Source organism: Bradyrhizobium jicamae (genome assembly GCF_018130215.1).
Lineage (GTDB): Bacteria > Pseudomonadota > Alphaproteobacteria > Rhizobiales > Xanthobacteraceae > Bradyrhizobium > Bradyrhizobium jicamae_A.
Genome location: NZ_JAFCKQ010000052.1, coordinates 14,275 through 31,291, shown reverse-complemented (window position 1 = coordinate 31,291; position 17,017 = coordinate 14,275). Strand labels below are relative to the sequence as shown.

The 17,017-nt window shown below is 61.3% G+C and carries 13 protein-coding genes; 5 read left to right on the top strand and 8 right to left on the bottom strand.

The window, feature by feature from the left end; all coding sequences use genetic code 11:
- Positions 1–61: 61 nt before the first annotated feature.
- From JQ586_RS34035 to JQ586_RS34000, 8 genes are all read right to left on the bottom strand, one after another.
- On the bottom strand, positions 62–433 hold the full coding sequence (locus JQ586_RS34035) for an MmoB/DmpM family protein (protein WP_212399009.1): 372 nt from the start codon (positions 431–433) through the stop codon (positions 62–64).
- 6 nt (positions 434–439) lie between these two features.
- Entirely contained in the window at positions 440–1,510 is a 1,071-nt protein-coding gene (locus JQ586_RS34030) for an aromatic/alkene monooxygenase hydroxylase subunit beta (protein ID WP_212399008.1), read from the bottom strand.
- Between the two features lie 58 nt (positions 1,511–1,568).
- Positions 1,569–2,609, bottom strand: coding sequence for a 2Fe-2S iron-sulfur cluster-binding protein (locus JQ586_RS34025; RefSeq protein ID WP_212399007.1), 1,041 nt, complete (start codon positions 2,607–2,609; stop codon positions 1,569–1,571).
- An 83-nt stretch (positions 2,610–2,692) separates the two neighbouring features.
- Complete coding sequence (locus JQ586_RS34020) at positions 2,693–4,363, bottom strand: aromatic/alkene/methane monooxygenase hydroxylase/oxygenase subunit alpha (protein WP_157341651.1); 1,671 nt, start codon at positions 4,361–4,363, stop codon at positions 2,693–2,695.
- A gap of 1,331 nt (positions 4,364–5,694) precedes the next feature.
- On the bottom strand, positions 5,695–6,747 hold the full coding sequence (locus tag JQ586_RS34015) for an NAD(P)-dependent alcohol dehydrogenase (protein ID WP_212399006.1): 1,053 nt from the start codon (positions 6,745–6,747) through the stop codon (positions 5,695–5,697).
- Between the two features lie 416 nt (positions 6,748–7,163).
- Positions 7,164–7,976, bottom strand: a complete 813-nt coding sequence (locus tag JQ586_RS34010) for an ATP-binding cassette domain-containing protein (RefSeq protein WP_212399005.1) — start codon at positions 7,974–7,976, stop codon at positions 7,164–7,166.
- Positions 7,952–9,034 (bottom strand): ABC transporter permease, encoded by a 1,083-nt coding sequence (locus JQ586_RS34005; RefSeq protein ID WP_212399004.1) that lies wholly within the window; start codon positions 9,032–9,034, stop codon positions 7,952–7,954. Before JQ586_RS34005 ends, JQ586_RS34010 begins: the two co-directional genes overlap by 25 nt.
- 119 nt (positions 9,035–9,153) lie before the next feature.
- Positions 9,154–10,173, bottom strand: a complete 1,020-nt coding sequence (locus JQ586_RS34000) for a sugar ABC transporter substrate-binding protein (RefSeq protein WP_212399003.1) — start codon at positions 10,171–10,173, stop codon at positions 9,154–9,156.
- A 213-nt stretch (positions 10,174–10,386) separates the two neighbouring features.
- Between JQ586_RS34000 and JQ586_RS33995 the strand changes: the two genes are divergently transcribed.
- The 5 genes from JQ586_RS33995 to eda all read left to right on the top strand — a co-directional run bounded on the left by JQ586_RS33995 (position 10,387) and on the right by eda (position 16,794).
- Positions 10,387–11,625, top strand: coding sequence for an ROK family transcriptional regulator (locus JQ586_RS33995; protein WP_212399002.1), 1,239 nt, complete (start codon positions 10,387–10,389; stop codon positions 11,623–11,625).
- 112 nt (positions 11,626–11,737) lie between these two features.
- On the top strand, positions 11,738–12,697 hold the full coding sequence (locus JQ586_RS33990) for a carbohydrate kinase (protein ID WP_212399001.1): 960 nt from the start codon (positions 11,738–11,740) through the stop codon (positions 12,695–12,697).
- 50 nt (positions 12,698–12,747) lie between these two features.
- Entirely contained in the window at positions 12,748–14,226 is a 1,479-nt protein-coding gene (gene zwf / locus JQ586_RS33985; RefSeq protein ID WP_212399000.1) for a glucose-6-phosphate dehydrogenase, read from the top strand.
- A gap of 49 nt (positions 14,227–14,275) precedes the next feature.
- Entirely contained in the window at positions 14,276–16,114 is a 1,839-nt protein-coding gene (gene edd, locus JQ586_RS33980; protein WP_212398999.1) for a phosphogluconate dehydratase, read from the top strand.
- Complete coding sequence (gene eda / locus JQ586_RS33975) at positions 16,111–16,794, top strand: bifunctional 4-hydroxy-2-oxoglutarate aldolase/2-dehydro-3-deoxy-phosphogluconate aldolase (RefSeq protein ID WP_212398998.1); 684 nt, start codon at positions 16,111–16,113, stop codon at positions 16,792–16,794. Before edd ends, eda begins: the two co-directional genes overlap by 4 nt.
- Positions 16,795–17,017 lie beyond the last annotated feature (223 nt).

The following is a 17,017-nucleotide window of genomic DNA, read 5'->3' as shown; positions in this document are numbered from 1 at the left end:
GCGAACGATTTGGAAGCGGTGGGGCCGCACGGTTGACGATGCGGCCCCGAGTCAGGGAGCCTCACTCGATATATTCGAACACCTCGTCCATGTTTCCGAACAGGGTCACCGTATTGTCGTCGATGCGCACCATCCGGCCGTAGTGGGTCGAGGTATTCACCTCGAATATCTCGGCCGTCATGTCCTTTCCGAGGATGTCGCTGATCTCATCCATCTTGAAGATCAGCTTGCCCTCGCCGTCGATGCGGATCAGGGCCGGCTGGTACGTCACGGTCACCTTCGGCTTCTTGCCCATGAATTCAGCGATGGCGCGCGCCTCGACGCTGTCATTCATGGTGACACCGCACTGATGGGAGATCGTCTGCTCGAAACGGAGATCTCCCATCTTCTGGAAGATGTTCTGGTTGGTTGCACTTCTAGAAGCGACGGACATTGCAATTTACTCCTTGGGAAGGACGAGGCCGAGCTCGCCGAGAATCTTCTTGATGCGTTCGACCGACTGCGCGCGGACGTCGGCGTACTGCACCGGCTTCGAATGCGGCTGCGACCAGATCGGCTGCAGCCCGGTGGCCGCCTTGCCGGCCAGCGCCACGTGCTTGTTAACCCAACCCTGGAACAACTTCTTGTTGTGCGCGGCATGCTGATTGTCGGTCACCAGCAGATGCATCAGGTCGATGGTGTTGGCGAGATTGCGCTCATAGTCGGCCTCGGCTGCCGAGATGACCGCCGGCGTGATGAAATCGCCGTTCGGCGAGCCGACCTGCATCAGGAAGCCGCTGCGGAACAACTCGCCAACCAGCGGCTCGAACACGATGTTGGTGGCGAAGTACTGCTCGAGGTAGTCAGCCGACCCCATGATCGATTCGATCGCTTCGCGGGTGCCCTGCCAGCCCTTGTCCTCCAGCCACGCCCGCTTGCCCGCGGCGTCGTCGAAGCCTGGAATATCCATTCCGATCTCAGCGAGATAGAGCGTGATGTCCTGGGCCAGACGAAGCTTGTAGGACGAGTTCGTTAGGGTCGCGTTGTTGATCATCTGGGTGTAGCCGTAGCGCTGGGCCTGCATCAGCGACGTGCCGAGCCCGAACTCGGCGTGTTTCCACGCGCCGAGGTGGTTTTGCAGGATCTTGACCCAGGCCTTGTCGAAGCCCTTCGGCGCACCGGACTTGCGGCCGTTGGCGATCACCGATTGGACCATGGTCTCGATCTTGGATTGACGTTGGTAGTGGGTGCGCTCCCACTCCTGGTCGGGCGCACGGAACGCATGCCAGCTCGAGCTCAGCGCGGCTGTGTTGTCCTTGGTGTAGGCCCCTTTCCCGTTGGGGAAGGAAATGATCCAGTCCTGCAGCAAATAGCGCTCCGGATCGGGCTGAACGTCTACGGTCACGTCCTCATAGTGGGTCGCCCGCTTGCTGCGGGGCTCGAAATAGCGGTACTTGCGGCTGTCCGAATCCGGAAATACCGCAGCGCCTGCTGCACCGGATTTCGCTGGAACACTTTGAACGGCAGTCATGGTCGTCTTCCTCCTCCCTTGGTGGGCTCTACAAAAGGCATGCTCGCTAGCGGAACTCTCAGTTGTTGGCTGGTGTGAACTTGTCGAAGAAGATGCGATCCGACTCGACGTCATTCATCTGCAGCACTGGCACCAGCGCCTCGATCATCGGCGACGGTCCACACGCATAGACGTCGACGTCTTCGCCATATCCCGCGTTGCGAAGGTGCGCTCCGACGGCTTCGTGCACGAAGCCCTTTGCTCCGCCCCAGGCCGTATCGTCGGCCGCATGGGACAGCACCGGGACGAAGTTGAACTCCGGATGCCTGGCGGCGAGCTCTGCGAAGCGATCGACATAGAAGAGATCGTTGCGCGTCCGTGCTCCGTAGAAGAAATGTACCGGGCGTGCTTCGCCAGACGCGATGTGATCATGCAGGATCGACCACAGCGGCGACATTCCCGACCCGCCGCCAACCAGGACTATGGCTCCGCTTCTGTTTTCTCTTCGGAAGCAAGTCCCGTAGGGTCCGCGGAGTCCGACCGCGGTTCCGACGGCGAGGTCTCCGTCGAGCCGGGAAGAGAAGCGTCCGTTCGGATACTTTTTGATGATGAATGCGAGCTTTTCGCTCTCGATCGGCGAATTTGCCATGGAAAACGAGCGCGTAATCGTCTCTGCCCCCGGGAGCGTGATGTCGACATATTGACCCGCCCAGAACTTCAGAGGTTGCTCGAGCGAAATCTCGAGGAGCCGGATGTCATGGGTCAGTGCGGAGACGCTCGTGACTGTGCCCGTGAAGTCCCTGACCGGGATCGATTTCGACAACACCTCCTCGTCATAGTTGAGGAGCTCCACCTCGAGGTCCGAGTAAGCCAAGGTCCGGCACAACAGGATGTAGTCCTGGCCTCGCTCCATCTCGTTGAGGGCGAACGTCGAATACTTCTTGAGTTCTACTTCGCCTCCGGTGAGAACGCATTTGCACGCCGAGCACTGCCCCTCCTTGCAACCGTGCGGCAGTGCGATGCCCTGGCGGAAGGCGGCGTCAAGAACGGTTTCGTTCTCCTCGACCTCGAATTCTATGCCTACCGGTTGCAGGCGAACGACATTAGCGGGCGTGCCCATAGGGCCTCCTCAAACCAAGGCTTGCGTATCTTCCGGAGATCGATCGGGAAGGAGCCGGCCGAAGCCGGCTCCTTCCGTCTCGGCTAATTGCAGGGATTGATGGTGAATCCCTTGCGATACTCGGCGAGGTGCTTCTCCCGGTCGGCCGGGCTCATCTCGCGCAGCGTGAGCAGCGGGCTCTTCAGGATGTGGCCGCGGACGTCGTCGAGCGTCCACATTTCCTTCTCATCGAAGCGCAGGTGCGGCTGGGCGACCAGGGTCTTGCCGTCCGTACGCACGAAGCCGAGATCCTTGATGGCGTCGGCGATATCCACATTGTGGTAGACGCTCTCCCATTCACGACGGCCGCTGAACCGCCCCATCGCCGGGGTCGGACGCCCCTGGTACTCGCCAGCGAAGGCTTCGACGGCCGTCCAGCGATCGAGCTCGTGGGCGAACGTGTAGAGCTTGCCGTCGATCTCGCCCGTGACCATGTCCTCGCGGATCAGGCAGGGCACCAGGCACGACCAGCAACGGTGCGGATAGACGTAGCCGACATCGCTGTTGAAGAGGATGTTGGTCTGGCCGCGGTGCGACAGCTTCTCGTACCACTTCCAGAAATCGCCGAACTGCGCGTACCAGCCCGGATACTTGTGCTCGAACCACTCGAAGTCCTTGTCGGTCTGTGCCTCGATGCGCCAGAAGTTGGCCGACCAGCCGACCGCGAAAAACTGCGCGACCTTGTGGACGTAATGCTTCTCGGTCAGTCGTTTCCAGGCGGTTTGCACGTCGTCGTGATGGATCTTGATTCCGTACTTCTCGAGCGGCAGCATGTAGGTGCGATAATAGTCCTCGAAGATCCAGCGGTGCCACATCTCCGCATAGGACTCCTTGGTCTTGTCGCGGTTCGTGGTGCCGTACTCGATGAAGGTGCCGATCGCCGCGTCGACGATGGCGTGGTTCTGCCAGAAGGCGTAGCGCATGTCGCGCTCCAGCAGCAGATGGTTCTCCGGCTCTTTCAGCATCGACATCAGCATCGAGTGGCCGTTGCCGATGTGCCGGCTCTCATCCGACTGAACCGACAGGAAGACTGTCGGCAGCGCATAGTCACCGTTGCGGGCGGCTTCCGATGGCATGGCGACGAACAATGTGTTGGTGAACGCCGTTTCGGCAACCACGGTCAGGTAGACGTTCGCGGAGGTGATCGCGTCGCCGGTGATGAAGCCCTCACCGAACTGCCTGCCGATCGTGGTGGCGTAGCACTTTCCGAACGCTTCCTCCGTGATGTCGAAGCCGGCCGGATCGATGTAGTTCTCCATGTACCACTTCTTGAGATTCATCTGGATCGTCGAGTGACGGAACTCGTCGACCATCTGCATCGTGAATCCGGTGCGGAGATCTTCACCCGGAGCGAGGCGGCCGACCATGGCCATGGATCGCGCTGCGGAGATTTCCGGGAATGGGATGATCGCCAGGAACAGCTTCATCCACTCGACCCACCGCGGCTCGACGTTGCGGAACATGTCGCCGCGCAGCGCAGCGTCGAGCGCACCGTAGACGCGGTTATCCTTTTCCTCCTGCATCGGGAAATAGGAGCGGAGGACCTGCTTCATCGGATCCTTCGGAGCCTTCGCGATCTTGTAGTCCGTGGGAAAGGTCATCGCTTCCTGGACGTAGGAAGGATTCCATCCGAGATCTGCAATCTTCTTTGCAGCGTCACCGACGGATATGCCGCGCTGGGCGGTGATCTTGTTGAGTGTTAAAGTTCCAGACATCTCGTCTTTCCTCCTGATCGGGTCAGAAACCACATCGATATTCCGCCTGCCTGGACTTCACGGACCGGGCAGTGCTTACCCGTGCGTTACGGGCCACCTCGCGGTCGCTTGCGCGGCCGGACGTTTGATATCGGCAAGGGTCTCGGGAACGACTGTGGTGCACCGCAACGATGGTCAGGGGCGATCTTTCGAACCACGGTCCTTCGATCGCTTTCATCCCACGTGATGCGCCCTCAGCTCAGCGTCCCCTTCCCTCGTTCTTGTCGCGGCTCGCCCCGGACGGAGCAGTCTGCGTTGTTGTGATCAGGAGCTTTGCAATGGGCGTGCCAGCGCGTCCGATGCGCTCGCCAGGTCGCTTTCCGAGGCACCGATGCCGGTATGGAGTGGACGGAGGCGTCACATCCGCCCGAATTGCGCCTGACGCAGATGCAGATTGCGACCGCAATTGCAGAATGAGAATTTCGACAGCGATCGCTGCGGGCAGTGTTTGCAGTGCAAAAGCGCGCTTGGAGCACATTGGATGCAGCGACGTTTCCGGACTTCCGGGTTTTTGGCTCGAAGCACCGCGCGGGAGCGCTTGCCTACAAGCACGCGCAGAATTAGCGGGAAGTCTCCGCAGCGGCAGAGCACTTTGTCTGCCCCACCCTGGACAGCCAGCGGTCGCAATAAAGCGCGTAACAGCCATGACCGCAGAATGACAGTTCGGTGCTGAATTCCTTGAGATAGTTAGCGCCGATTGGTTCACAGCAAAGCATGCAGAGGGCTCTGGGGCGCAGCGCGATGCCGTTCACCAGAATGAACCTCATGTGGCGCCTCTCAATGCGAAGAAACGATGTCACTGGCAATCGCTCCCCAACTCGGCCGGCCCGGAACCAACGAAGCATCTGCGATCGGCTCCCAGCGCCGGTTTGAATTGGTCAATGCGCCTTGCTGGTGCCTGCGCATAGTTCGTGCAACGGCTGTGCCAGACCGTCCAGAACCTCCCGATCATCGCTTCTTGAACGAGGTAATCACCGGCGATCCTGGATGCCCTCGCCCCTCGACTTGAGAGCATCCGCGACGCAAAATGCGACAAAGATGCAAATTGAGACTCGCCACGAACGTAATTGAGATCCTCACTTCCTGCGTTTGCAATGCAGCATGAACATCTGTTTGGATGCCTGACTGGATTTGGTCGATCGGCCGTTTCCGGCTGATCTCTAACCATCGCTTCGATGAACTTTCGAAGCCATCTCGGTCGCGCAACCGAAAGAGTATTTTTTCGCAAACCCAGGTAGACGAGCGCGTGAAATCCACCACGAGCAAATGCTCGCGGTGGACCAGGTTCGGATTCACGGAATCAAAACTGCGCGCCCATGAATCTTGCCGGCATTGAGGTCATGCAAGGCCGTGTTTGCATCCGCGAGACGATACTCGGCGGTGGCCAATTCAACCAAGCCGCGGTCTGCGAGCGCCATCAACTCCGTTAGCTCGGCCCACGTGCCGACCAGGTTGCCGATGATGTTCTTCTCGGTAATCACCATGTCGACGGTCGGGACGCGGATGTCCTCACCGTAGCCCACAACATAGTAGCTGCCCATCGAACGGGTCATCGCCAACCCCTTGGACGTCGTGCCCTTCTCTCCGACGAAATCGATCACCGCCTCCGCGCCGTTTCCGGCGGTCAGCATCAGGACGGCAGCAACTTCGTTGCCGTCGGCTTTCACCAGGTGGTCGGCGCCTGACTTTTCAGCCAGTTTCAGCGACGCTTCGGACTTGTCGACCACGACAATATCGGCAGCGCACATTGCCTTGAGGCACTGGATTGCGATGTGGCCCAATCCACCTGCACCGATAACGACGCAGAATTCGCCCGGCAGGAGGTGGCGCGTGGCTTTCTTGACCGCGCGATAGGCCGTGAGGCCCGCATCCGCGTAAGGCGCCACCTCCTTGGGTGCGAGCGTCCGTGGCAGCGGCACGATGTTCCGTTCCGAGGTGCAGAGGAATTCTGCATAGCCGCCGTTGCAATCCAGACCCGGAAATGTGCCGGGACCATGCATATCGAAGCCGCGGCGACAGGCGAGACACGTGCCTCCCGTAATCTTCGGATGAACGATGACGGGGTCTCCCTTTTTCAGCCCCTCGACTTCCTTGCCGACCTCCTCGATCCAACCTGCATTTTCATGTCCCATGATGATGGGGAGGAGCTTGTCGCCGAACGGATCCATGTGCGGCTTCCAGACACCTTCAATGATATGCAGATCGGTCCTGCATACACCTGCACCACCGATACGGACGATGACGTCAGTCGATTTCGTCAGCTTGGGATCAGGTACGCTTTCTTCGATGACCCACCGGTCGTTGGACAGCTTCTCGTCATACGCTTTCAATACTTGGGCTCTCATGTTCTCCTCCGTCTGCCCAGCGAACCTTGCGCTCGCCGTCGCGGAGGCGCCTCAGCATTTTTCGTGCCAGCGCCGTTGCTATTGCAACGCCATGCGGGATGTACGGGAGTCCATCATAAAGGCCCGTGGGACGCTCGTTTGCGCCGTCTGCCGCCAGCCGCGTTGCGTTCGTCGACGGCCTGTTTCATCTCGACGCCAAAACCGGCCGAAGTCGTGAGCAGTCCGCCAATGCCGATCTTGACCTCCTTGCCGGCCAATTACGCGGCGGCGGGGCCGCGACCGCCAGGGCAAGGACGGATCGATCACACGGCAGAGGTCGCTAATTGTATGGTACCCAACAAGAAAATACGTGCTTGGGCGCAAAAATAGCGCACGATCCATACCAGTCGGAGGCGCTTCCCATTTGTCGCGGCCGTTCAGGCTGCGGCTACGACTGGCGCCCGCGCGCCGGTCATGAAGGCAACCGCATCCGACATCGTATACGACTTGGGATCGATCACGGTGAGTCGCCGGCCGAGCCGATGGATGTGGATACGATCGGCAATTTCGAATACGTGCGGCATGTTGTGGCTGATCAAGACAACCGCCAGACCTCGCCGCCGGACATCGAGGATCAATTCGAGCACACGACGGGATTCCTTGACCCCCAGCGCTGCAGTCGGTTCGTCCAGGATCACCACTCGCGAGCCGAAGGCCGCGGCCCTTGCAACCGCGACCCCCTGGCGCTGACCGCCCGATAGCGTCTCAACGCACTGATTGATGTTTTGCACGGTCATGAGGCCAAGCTCTGTGAGCTTCTCGCGGGCGATGCGCTGCATGGCCTTGCGATCGAGCATGCGACAGACCGTGCCGAGCAGCCCCGTGCGGCGCAATTCGCGGCCGAGAAACATGTTGTCTGCGATCGACAGGCTCGGCGACAGCGCCAGCGTCTGATACACGGTCTCGATACCCGCAGCCTGTGCATCGAGAGGCGAGCGGAACGCGACGGGCTTGCCGTCCAGCCTGATCTCGCCCGCATTGGGCACGAGTGCTCCGGAAAGCGCGCGGATCAGCGAGGACTTTCCCGCGCCATTATCTCCAATGACGGCGAGGATTTCGCCTGGGTAGAGATCGAAATCGGCGTGATCGAGTGCCGTCACGCGACCATAGCGCTTGACGAGACCACGAGCCTGCAGAAGCGGCGCGGAAGTGATGGATTCATTGCTCATGCCGACACCTTTCGGATCCATTGATCGAGGGCCACTGCGATGATGATCAACCAGCCGACGGCGAATTCCTGCCAGAGCACGTCGACGTCGGACAAGGCGAGCCCGTTGCGAAATACGCCGACGATCAGGGCACCGATCAGCGTGCCGACAATCGAACCACGCCCGCCGAACAAGCTGGCGCCACCGACAACCACCGCCGTGATGCTGTCCAGATTGGCCGTCTGGCCGGCCTGAGGGCTGATCGAGCCGATGCGCCCTATCAATGCCCAGGCACCGAGCGCGCAAATGACGCCGGCGATCACGTAGACGCTGAAGAGAATGCGGTCGGTTCGGATTCCTGCAAGCCGCGCCGCATCGGGATCGTCGCCCACCGCATAAAGATGGCGCCCGAAGGCGGTGCGATTCAGCACGAACCAGATTGCCAGCACGAGTGCGAGCATGAAAAGGGAGCCGTAAGTGAAGCGGGCGCCGAAGATGTTCACCGGCGTTCCCAAGGCCTGGAGTAACGAAGCGAATTTCGCCACGTCCTGCGAACGGATGGTCTCGGAGGCTGAATACCAGAGATTGAGGGCGAAAAAGATCGACCAGGTCCCGAGCGTGACGATAAAGGGCGGCAGCTTGAAGCGCGTCACCAGCACGCCGTTCATCGCGCCGCAGCCCGCGCCCACGGCAAGGCCGATCAGCAGCGCCAGAGGCGCCGCGAGCCCCATTGCAACCCCAAGCTTGCCCATGATCACGGAGCACAGGACCATGATGGCTCCAACCGACAGATCAATGCCGGCGGTGATCACGATCAACGTCTGCGCCGCCCCGATCACACCGATGATGGTGACCTGCTGGATGATCAGGGAAAGGTTGAACATCGACAGAAAACGCGGGCCGACGACAGAGCCGAAGGCTGCAACGCTGAGCAGGAGCACGATCGCCGGCACCGCTGTCGGATTGGCGTGCAGGAAATGCTGAAGCTTCTGCAGCGGTGCTCTTGTGCGGACTTCGAATTCGGCCACGCGGCTCTCGCCCTTGTCGAGCGCAAGCTCGAAGGCCTGAGCAGCGGGACGGCTATTGCCGATATCGGTCATGACCGTTTTCCCTTTTGATATGAAGACCTGTTGACCCGATCTCTGGCAAACGTCCTCCTTGTCCGACGCCCGGATCGCGGGCGCCGGCCCTTGCCAGAGGTGACAAATCGAGGGTGCGATCAGCCCCAGCACCTGTTCAGAGCGGCGGCGCTATCAATCGAGCGCAGATCCGCAGCCGGGTTGTCCGAGACGAGCTCGACGCCGGTATTGACGAAGTCCAGGCCCGGTGACGCCGTAGGCCTGCCGCCACCAAGAGCGAAGGTCTTCACCGCCTCAACCCCCTTCGCCGCCATCAGGAGCGGGAACTGCATGGAGGTGGCGCCGATGACGCCGTCCTTCACGTTGCGCACTCCGGGGCAACCGCCGTCAACGGAGACGATCAACACGTCCTTGTCGCGCCCGACCGAACGCAAGGCCTCATAAGCTCCCGCTGCCGCCGGCTCGTTGATGGTGTAGACGAGCGAGATGTCGGGATCCTTCTGCAACAAGTTCTCCATGGCCTTGCGACCACCCTCCTCGCTGCCGAGCGTCACATCATGGCCAACGATGCGCGCATCCTTCTCGTCGCCGATCTTGGCGGGGTTGCCGAGATCAATGCCGAAGCCTTTTAGAAATCCCTGATCGCGGGCGACATCGACCGAGATCTGGTTCACGTTGAGATCCAGCAGCGCGATCTTCGCCGACACTGCCTTGGCGCCCAGCGTTTTGGCTGCCCACTGGCCGATCAGTTGACCCGCCAGGAAGTTGTCGGTGGCGAACGTCGCATCCGCCGCATTCGCCGGATCGAGCGGGGTATCGAGGGCAATCACCAAAATGCCCGCCGCCCGCGCCTTCTCGACGGCCGGAACGACAGCCCTGGAGTCGTTAGGCGTGATCAAGATGCCTTTGGCACCGGCCGCGATCAGGTTCTCGATAGCCGCGACCTGGCTCTCGTTGTCGCCGTCGACTTTTCCGGCGAAGGATCGCAGTTCGACGTCATTCGCCTTGGCTGCTTCCTCTGCACCGGCCTTCATCTTCACAAAGAACGGATTGGTGCTGGTCTTGGTTATAAGTCCGACGATCGGCTTGTCGGCGGCGCTAGCGCTGGTGGCACCCAGAGCAAGTGCGAGTGCAGCGAACAGTCCGAATGATTGACGCATTTATTCCCTCCCGTTGAACGTGTGTTTGCCTGGCGATTGGACCGCGTTCTGATGATCCTAAGAGGAGGAAAGCGGCTCTGTCAATAAATAAATCATCCCGACTTATTTATTGACACCTACCGGGAAGTGCGCCCATTATAGCGGTCAATCGCCAAGGAAACGGCCAGCCGACCTGCCCCGATGGCCAACCACCTATGAATTGCGGAGCAAAGGATGGACGAAACAGCACCGGTTGCAGCGGCTACACCGGTGTCCTTGCCGGGTGGGAGCCGCGGCAGCACCCAGACGGGCATGAGACTGTATAACGAACGCTTGGTCCTTTCCCTGATCCGGCGCCATCGCAGTCTCGCCAAGGTCGAGATCGCGCGCCTGACCGGTCTTTCGACCCAAACCACGACAGTAATCATCAATCGGTTGGAGGCCGACGGCTTGGTGCTCGCGGGTGAACCGCAGCGAGGCCGCATCGGCCAACCTTCCGTCCCGTACTCTCTCAACCCGGCTGGCGCTTTCGGCCTCGGTCTAATGATCGGCCGACGCAGTTCCGATCTGGTGTTGATGGACTTCACCGCCGGCATCCGCACCAGGCGCCGCGCGATCTATTCCGTCCCCGACCCCGAGGAGATCTTGGCATTTGCGGAACGCGAGGTGCCGACTCTTCTCTCCGAATTGCCCGAAGCCCAGCACGGCAGGATCAGCGGCATCGGCGTCGCGATGCCATTTGAACTGTGGAACTGGGAAGCCGAGCTGCAAACGCCGCCAGGCGTGCTCGGCAAGTGGCGTGACTTCAACGTCGCCGCTGAACTCTCGCGCCGCTTCGGCCCTTGGTCGGTGCGTGTCTACAACGACGCGACCGCGGCGTGTGCGGCCGAACTCACCTTCGGTGCCGGCGCGGCGTATCGAGATTTTGCCTACTTCTATGTTGGCGCCTTCATCGGCGGCGGCATTGTGCTGAACGGTAGCCTCTTCCCGGGTCGCAGTTGCAATGCGGGCGCGCTCGGCTCGATGCCGATCATGCGACGGGAGGATAGCGGTGAGACAAGCCTCCAGCAGCTGATCCGCACCGCCTCCATCTATCAGTTGGAGCGCCAACTGATCGCCGCCGGTCGACCTGGAACCGATATCTGGCTCTCGCCCGACGATTGGTCGAGCTTCGAGGAGCCGCTCGATGCGTGGGTTACTGCGGCGGCCGAGGCCCTGGCACAGGCGGTCGCTGCATTGCTGGCGGTGATCGATTTCGAAGCCGTCATCATCGACGGGGCCTTTCCGGTTGATGTGCGCCGTCGCCTTGTCGAGCGGACAAACGCAAATTGGGCTGGCATGGATCGGCAGGGACTCACCGACGCCGTGGTCGTGGAAGGCTCGATCGGGCGTGACGCACGCGCGATCGGCGGTGCGGCTTTGCCATTGCTCGCGGCATTCGCGCGCGATCACGATGTTCTCTTTAAGGATTGACCATGGCCGACGACACGGCTCTTCCCTCCGAGCGCATCATCGTGCCTGGTGCGGACCGCTTCCCCCCACGCCGAACGGTCTTAAGGCGTTCCCCGGACAAGGCTCGCGCATCATGATGCTTGTCTGTGGCGAAGCGCTGATTGATCTGTTTGTGAGCGCGCCCGGGCGGTCGGAAATGTCGGCCCGCGCTGTTGCCGGTGGCTCTCCCTTCAATGTAGCTGTCGGTCTCGCCCGGCTTGGCGTTCGAGCGGCGTTCCTTGGTGGCATCTCGCGCGATCATTTCGGCACGTTCCTCGCAGACCGGCTCTCTCGTGAAGGAGTCGACAACAGCTTTCTCGTGCGCACCGATCGGCTGTCCACGGTATCGATCGTTGCGGCTACCGACGACGGTCAACCGAACTACGCTTTCCACGGCGAAGGTGCCGCGGATCGCTCGCTTCGGCTTGCGCACTTGCCCAGCGTCTTGCCGGACGACATTGAGGCTTTGACCTTCGGCTCCTATTCCATGGCCGTCGAGCCGGTCGGCAGCACATTTGCCGCGCTCGCGCAACGCGAGCACGGGCGTCGCGTCATTAGCGTCGACCCGAACTTACGTCCGACCGTCGTCGGCGACATGCAAACCTGGGCCGTTGCCGCGGAACGCTTCTATCGGACGGCCACAGTGATCAAGGCGAGTGACGAGGATGTCCGCGTTGCGTGGGGTGGTCGTCTCTCGATTGCCGACGCGGCGGCCTACTGGCTTGAGTGTGGCGCTCGCCTGGTCGTGGTGACTGAGGGAGTGCGGGGAGCAACCGCCTTTAGCGCCGCAGGCAGCGTTTCGGTGCCCGGCCGTTCCGTGGTCGTGCGCGACACTGTGGGCGCCGGCGACACATTCCACGCCGCGCTGCTGGCCCAGCTCGCGAAGACCGGTCGGCTCCATCCCGGGGCCATCGCGGCACTCGACCAGTCGGCGATCCGCGAGCTCCTCGGTTACGCAACCGTTGCCGCCGCCATTACGGTTTCGCGCGACGGCGCCGACCTGCCGACCGCGGCCGACGTCGAAGGGAATATGCAGCCATGTCCAACAGATTGATGAATGCTCCACGTGGGCACCGGAGAGGCTCGGACGAGAAAGGGATCCCTATGACAAGCCGCGTGATTCCGGTGGCTCCCTTTGTGCTGACCGTCTTCGGCGCGACAGGCGATCTCGCGCGCCGCAAACTGTTGCCGGCGCTGTTTCGGCGCGATTTTGCGGGCCAGCTCCCGGATGAAGCGACCGTTTTCGGCGTCGCGCGCGGGGCGATGTCGCGGGATGAATTCCTGACCATGGTGCGCGCAGCAATCGTAACACACGTGCCGACAACGGAAACCAGGGGACCCGAATTGGATCGCTTCCTGGCCCGCATCTCCTACATGGCTGCCGACGCAGAAGGCGAGAATGGGTGGACCGAGCTCGCATCCGCCCTGTCTGTCCACGCCGACCGCATTCAGGTCTATTATCTGGCGACGGCACCGCATCTGTTCGGACCGATCTGCGAAAGGCTCGGTCACTACGGTCTTTCACACGGCGATTCCCGGATCGTGATCGAGAAGCCGATCGGCAAGGATCTCGAATCCGCAATCCGGCTCAATCAAACCGTCGGCATGATTTTCCCGGAAGAGCGCGTCTACCGGATCGATCATTATCTCGGCAAGGAGACGGTACAGAATCTGATGGCGCTGCGGTTCGCCAACGCGTTGTTCGAGCCACTGTGGAATGCCGCCCACATCGACCATGTGCAGATTACTGTGGCCGAATCCATCGGCGTGGAGGAACGCGGCACCTACTACGACAAGTCAGGCGCCCTGCGCGACATGGTGCAGAACCATCTTCTGCAACTGCTCTGTCTGGTGGCGATGGAGCCGCCACATTCGCTCGAAGCCGACGCCGTGCGCGACGAGAAGCTCAAGATCCTGAAATCACTTGAACCGATCGACGAAACCAACGCGACATTCCTGACCGTGCCCGGCCAGTACCGCGCCGGCGCATGCAACGGCGTCGTGGTTCCGGGTTATGCGGAGGAGATTACCGATCCTCCAAGCTCGACCGAAACTTTCGTCGCGATCAAGGCAGCCGTCGCGAGCTGGCGCTGGACCGGCGTGCCCTTTTACCTCCGCACCGGCAAGCGACTGCAGCAGCGCAGTTCCGAGATCGTCGTGACCTTCAGGAAAATTCCGCATTCCATCTTCAACTCGGACTCGGGAAAGGCGGTGCAGACGCGGCTCGTGATCCGCTTGCAGCCCGACGAGGGAATCAAGCTCTGGCTCATGATCAAGGAGCCCGGACCGGGCGGCATGCGGTTGCAATATGTCCCGCTAGACATGAGTTTCGCGGAAGCGTTCGACGTCTCGGTACCGGACGCCTACGAACGGCTGTTGATGGATGTGGTCCGCGGAGACGCGACCTTGTTCATGCGCCGGGACGAAGTCGAAGCGGCATGGCGCTGGATCGACCCGATCCGCCAGGCGTGGAGCCGGATGAATGAAATCCCCCGCCCCTATGTTGCCGGCAGCTGGGGCCCCTCCGCCGCCGTCGCGCTGATCGAGCGCGACAGCCGGACTTGGATGGAGGACGGCCCATGATCACGGGGCGAGGCGCAGTCGATGCTCAATCTGCAAGCAGGAGGTTTGGATGACGATCGAAGCCAGCGTCAATGCGAGGGTCGCCGAGGTGACGGATCGCATCGTCCGGCGCAGTCACGAAAGCCGAGCGCGCTATCTTGATCGCATTGCCGAGACGGCCGGCACGCCGGTGCGGCGACGACTGGGGTGTGCCAACCAGGCGCACGCCTTCGCGGCCTGCGGCGCGCGCGACAAGAAGCTGATGCAGGATGGTCACGTTCCCAGTCTCGGAATTGTCACGGCCTACAACGATATGCTCTCGGCCCATCAGCCTTACCAGCGCTTCCCCGATCTCATCCGAGAGAGTGCGCGTGCAGCAGGTGGTGTTGCGCAAGTCGCGGGCGGTGTCCCGGCGATGTGCGACGGCATCACGCAAGGCGAAGCAGGAATGGAGCTATCGCTGTTTTCCCGGGACGTGATTGCACTTTCTACTGCGGTCGCCTTGTCGCACCAGACTTTTGATGCCGCGGTCTACCTCGGCATTTGCGACAAGATCGTGCCGGGACTTGTGATGGGGGCCCTGTCCTTTGGGCATTTGCCCGCAGTGTTCATCCCGTCGGGCCCGATGACCTCGGGACTGCCGAACGATGAAAAGGCAAAAACTCGCCAAGCCTATGCCGAAGGGAAGGTCGGACGTGACGCGCTGCTCGAGGCTGAGGCGCGAGCCTATCATGGTCCGGGAACCTGTACCTTTTACGGAACCGCAAACACCAATCAGATGCTGATGGAGATAATGGGCCTCCACTTGCCGGGTGCATCCTTCGTCAATCCGAACACGCCTTTGCGCGACGCGCTGACACGCGCTGCGACGGAGCGCGCTCTCGCCATAACCTTTCACGGCAATGAATACACTCCGATTGGAAAAATGCTCGACGAGCGCGCGTTTGTGAATGGCATCGTCGGTCTCCACGCCACCGGTGGGTCCACCAATCACACGCTGCATCTGGTTGCGATGGCCGCAGCCGCCGGCATCACACTGTCCTGGGAAGATTTCGCTGACCTCGCCGAGGTCGCTCCCCTTCTGGCCCGCATCTACCCCAACGGTTCTGCGGACGTGAACCATTTTCATGCCGCGGGCGGAATGAGCTTCCTGGTCCGTGAACTGCTCGGAGCCGGCCTCCTGCACGCCAACGTCACTACTGTCTGGGGCACAGGCCTGGCGGCCTACCTCTACGAGCCGAAGCTCGGTTCTCAAGGCGCGCTAACCTGGCATGAGGGAACGCAAACCAGCGGCGATCCCTCCGTTCTGCGCGACGTTGCCGAGCCCTTCCAGGAAACGGGCGGGTTGAACGTCCTGGAAGGCGAACTCGGGCGGGCCGTCATCAAGACGTCGGCGGTTGCGCCAGAACGGCATCTGGTCCAAGCGCCTGCCCGCGTCTTTCATTCTCAAGAGGAATTTCAGAACGCCTTCGCCGCGGGCGAGTTCACGAGCGATCTCGTCGTTGTCTTGCGCTTCCAGGGACCCAAAGCCAACGGTATGCCGGAGCTGCACAAGCTGATGCCGCCCCTTGGCGTGCTGCAGGATCGCGGCCTCAAAGTCGCTCTCGTGACCGACGGCAGGCTTTCAGGGGCCTCGGGCAAGGTGCCGGCTGCCATTCACGTCACGCCGGAAGGAGCCGAAGGAGGCGCAATCGCCAAGATATGCGATGGCGATCTCATCCGAGTTGACGCGGTTGCCGGCCGGTTGGAAGTCCTTGTCGATCCCGAGGACTGGAGGACGCGAGCGCCAGCGCTCTTCGACCATTCCATCTCGCAACGCGGGGTGGGCCGGGAACTCTTCGCAGTTTTTCGCGACAGGGTTGGCCGGGCAGACAGTGGTGCAAGCATCTTTCTGGGAATGTCGGAATGACCGCGCAACAAGGCCTCCTCGACATCCTCTTTAAGACGTCAGTCGTTCCCGTGATTTCTATTGATAGCATTTCGAATGCGGTCCCCCTGGCACGGGCTCTGGCAGCCGGTGGCTTGTCTGTAATTGAAATCACGCTTCGTACGGCTGCATCCCTTGATGCGATTCGTGCTATTGCGAGCGAGGTCGAAAGTGTTGTGGTCGGCGCGGGAACGATCATCCAGCCGGCACAGCTTGAGGCGGCGACGCGAGCTGGCGCCCGCTTCGCGGTTTCCCCCGGATACTCCAATCGCCTGCTCGATGCCGCGGAGGCTAGCGAAATCCCACTCTTGCCAGGTGTTGCGAGCGCATCGGAGGCCCTTAATCTCATCGAACGTGGTTATCGACTTGCGAAATTCTTCCCGGCTGAATCAGCCGGGGGCGTCGATTTTCTATCTTCGCTTGCCTCGCCCCTTCCGCAGCTCAGATTCTGCCCCACAGGAGGCATAACTCGACAAAGCGCGCCTCGATATCTGGAACTGACGAATGTCCTCTGCGTGGGAGGCTCCTGGATGGCCCCAAAGAATCTCGTGTCCGCGCGGGATTGGCAGTCCATCACCGTTCAAAGCAGAGCGGCTGCCGCACTGCTTGCCGCGCGGCAAAGTCAAATCGGCATGAACTCCAAGATCACGCCGCTCACGTAGCAACAGAATTCTCCGGTCTTCCTGCCAGTCCACCTCACCGCTCACAGCGCTCTGCCATTTCTTCGGGCCTGATGCGATAAGCGGCATGGCCGGGGCCTGTTGGCCGCCCACGGGCCCAGGGCAAACAGGATGGCGCGGCCCAGGGAGAAAGCAAGCCACGGCACGGCGCTAGAAGGAGGCGACGCGATCGCGACGGCTGCGCCGGGCAGGAAGACAAGCACCG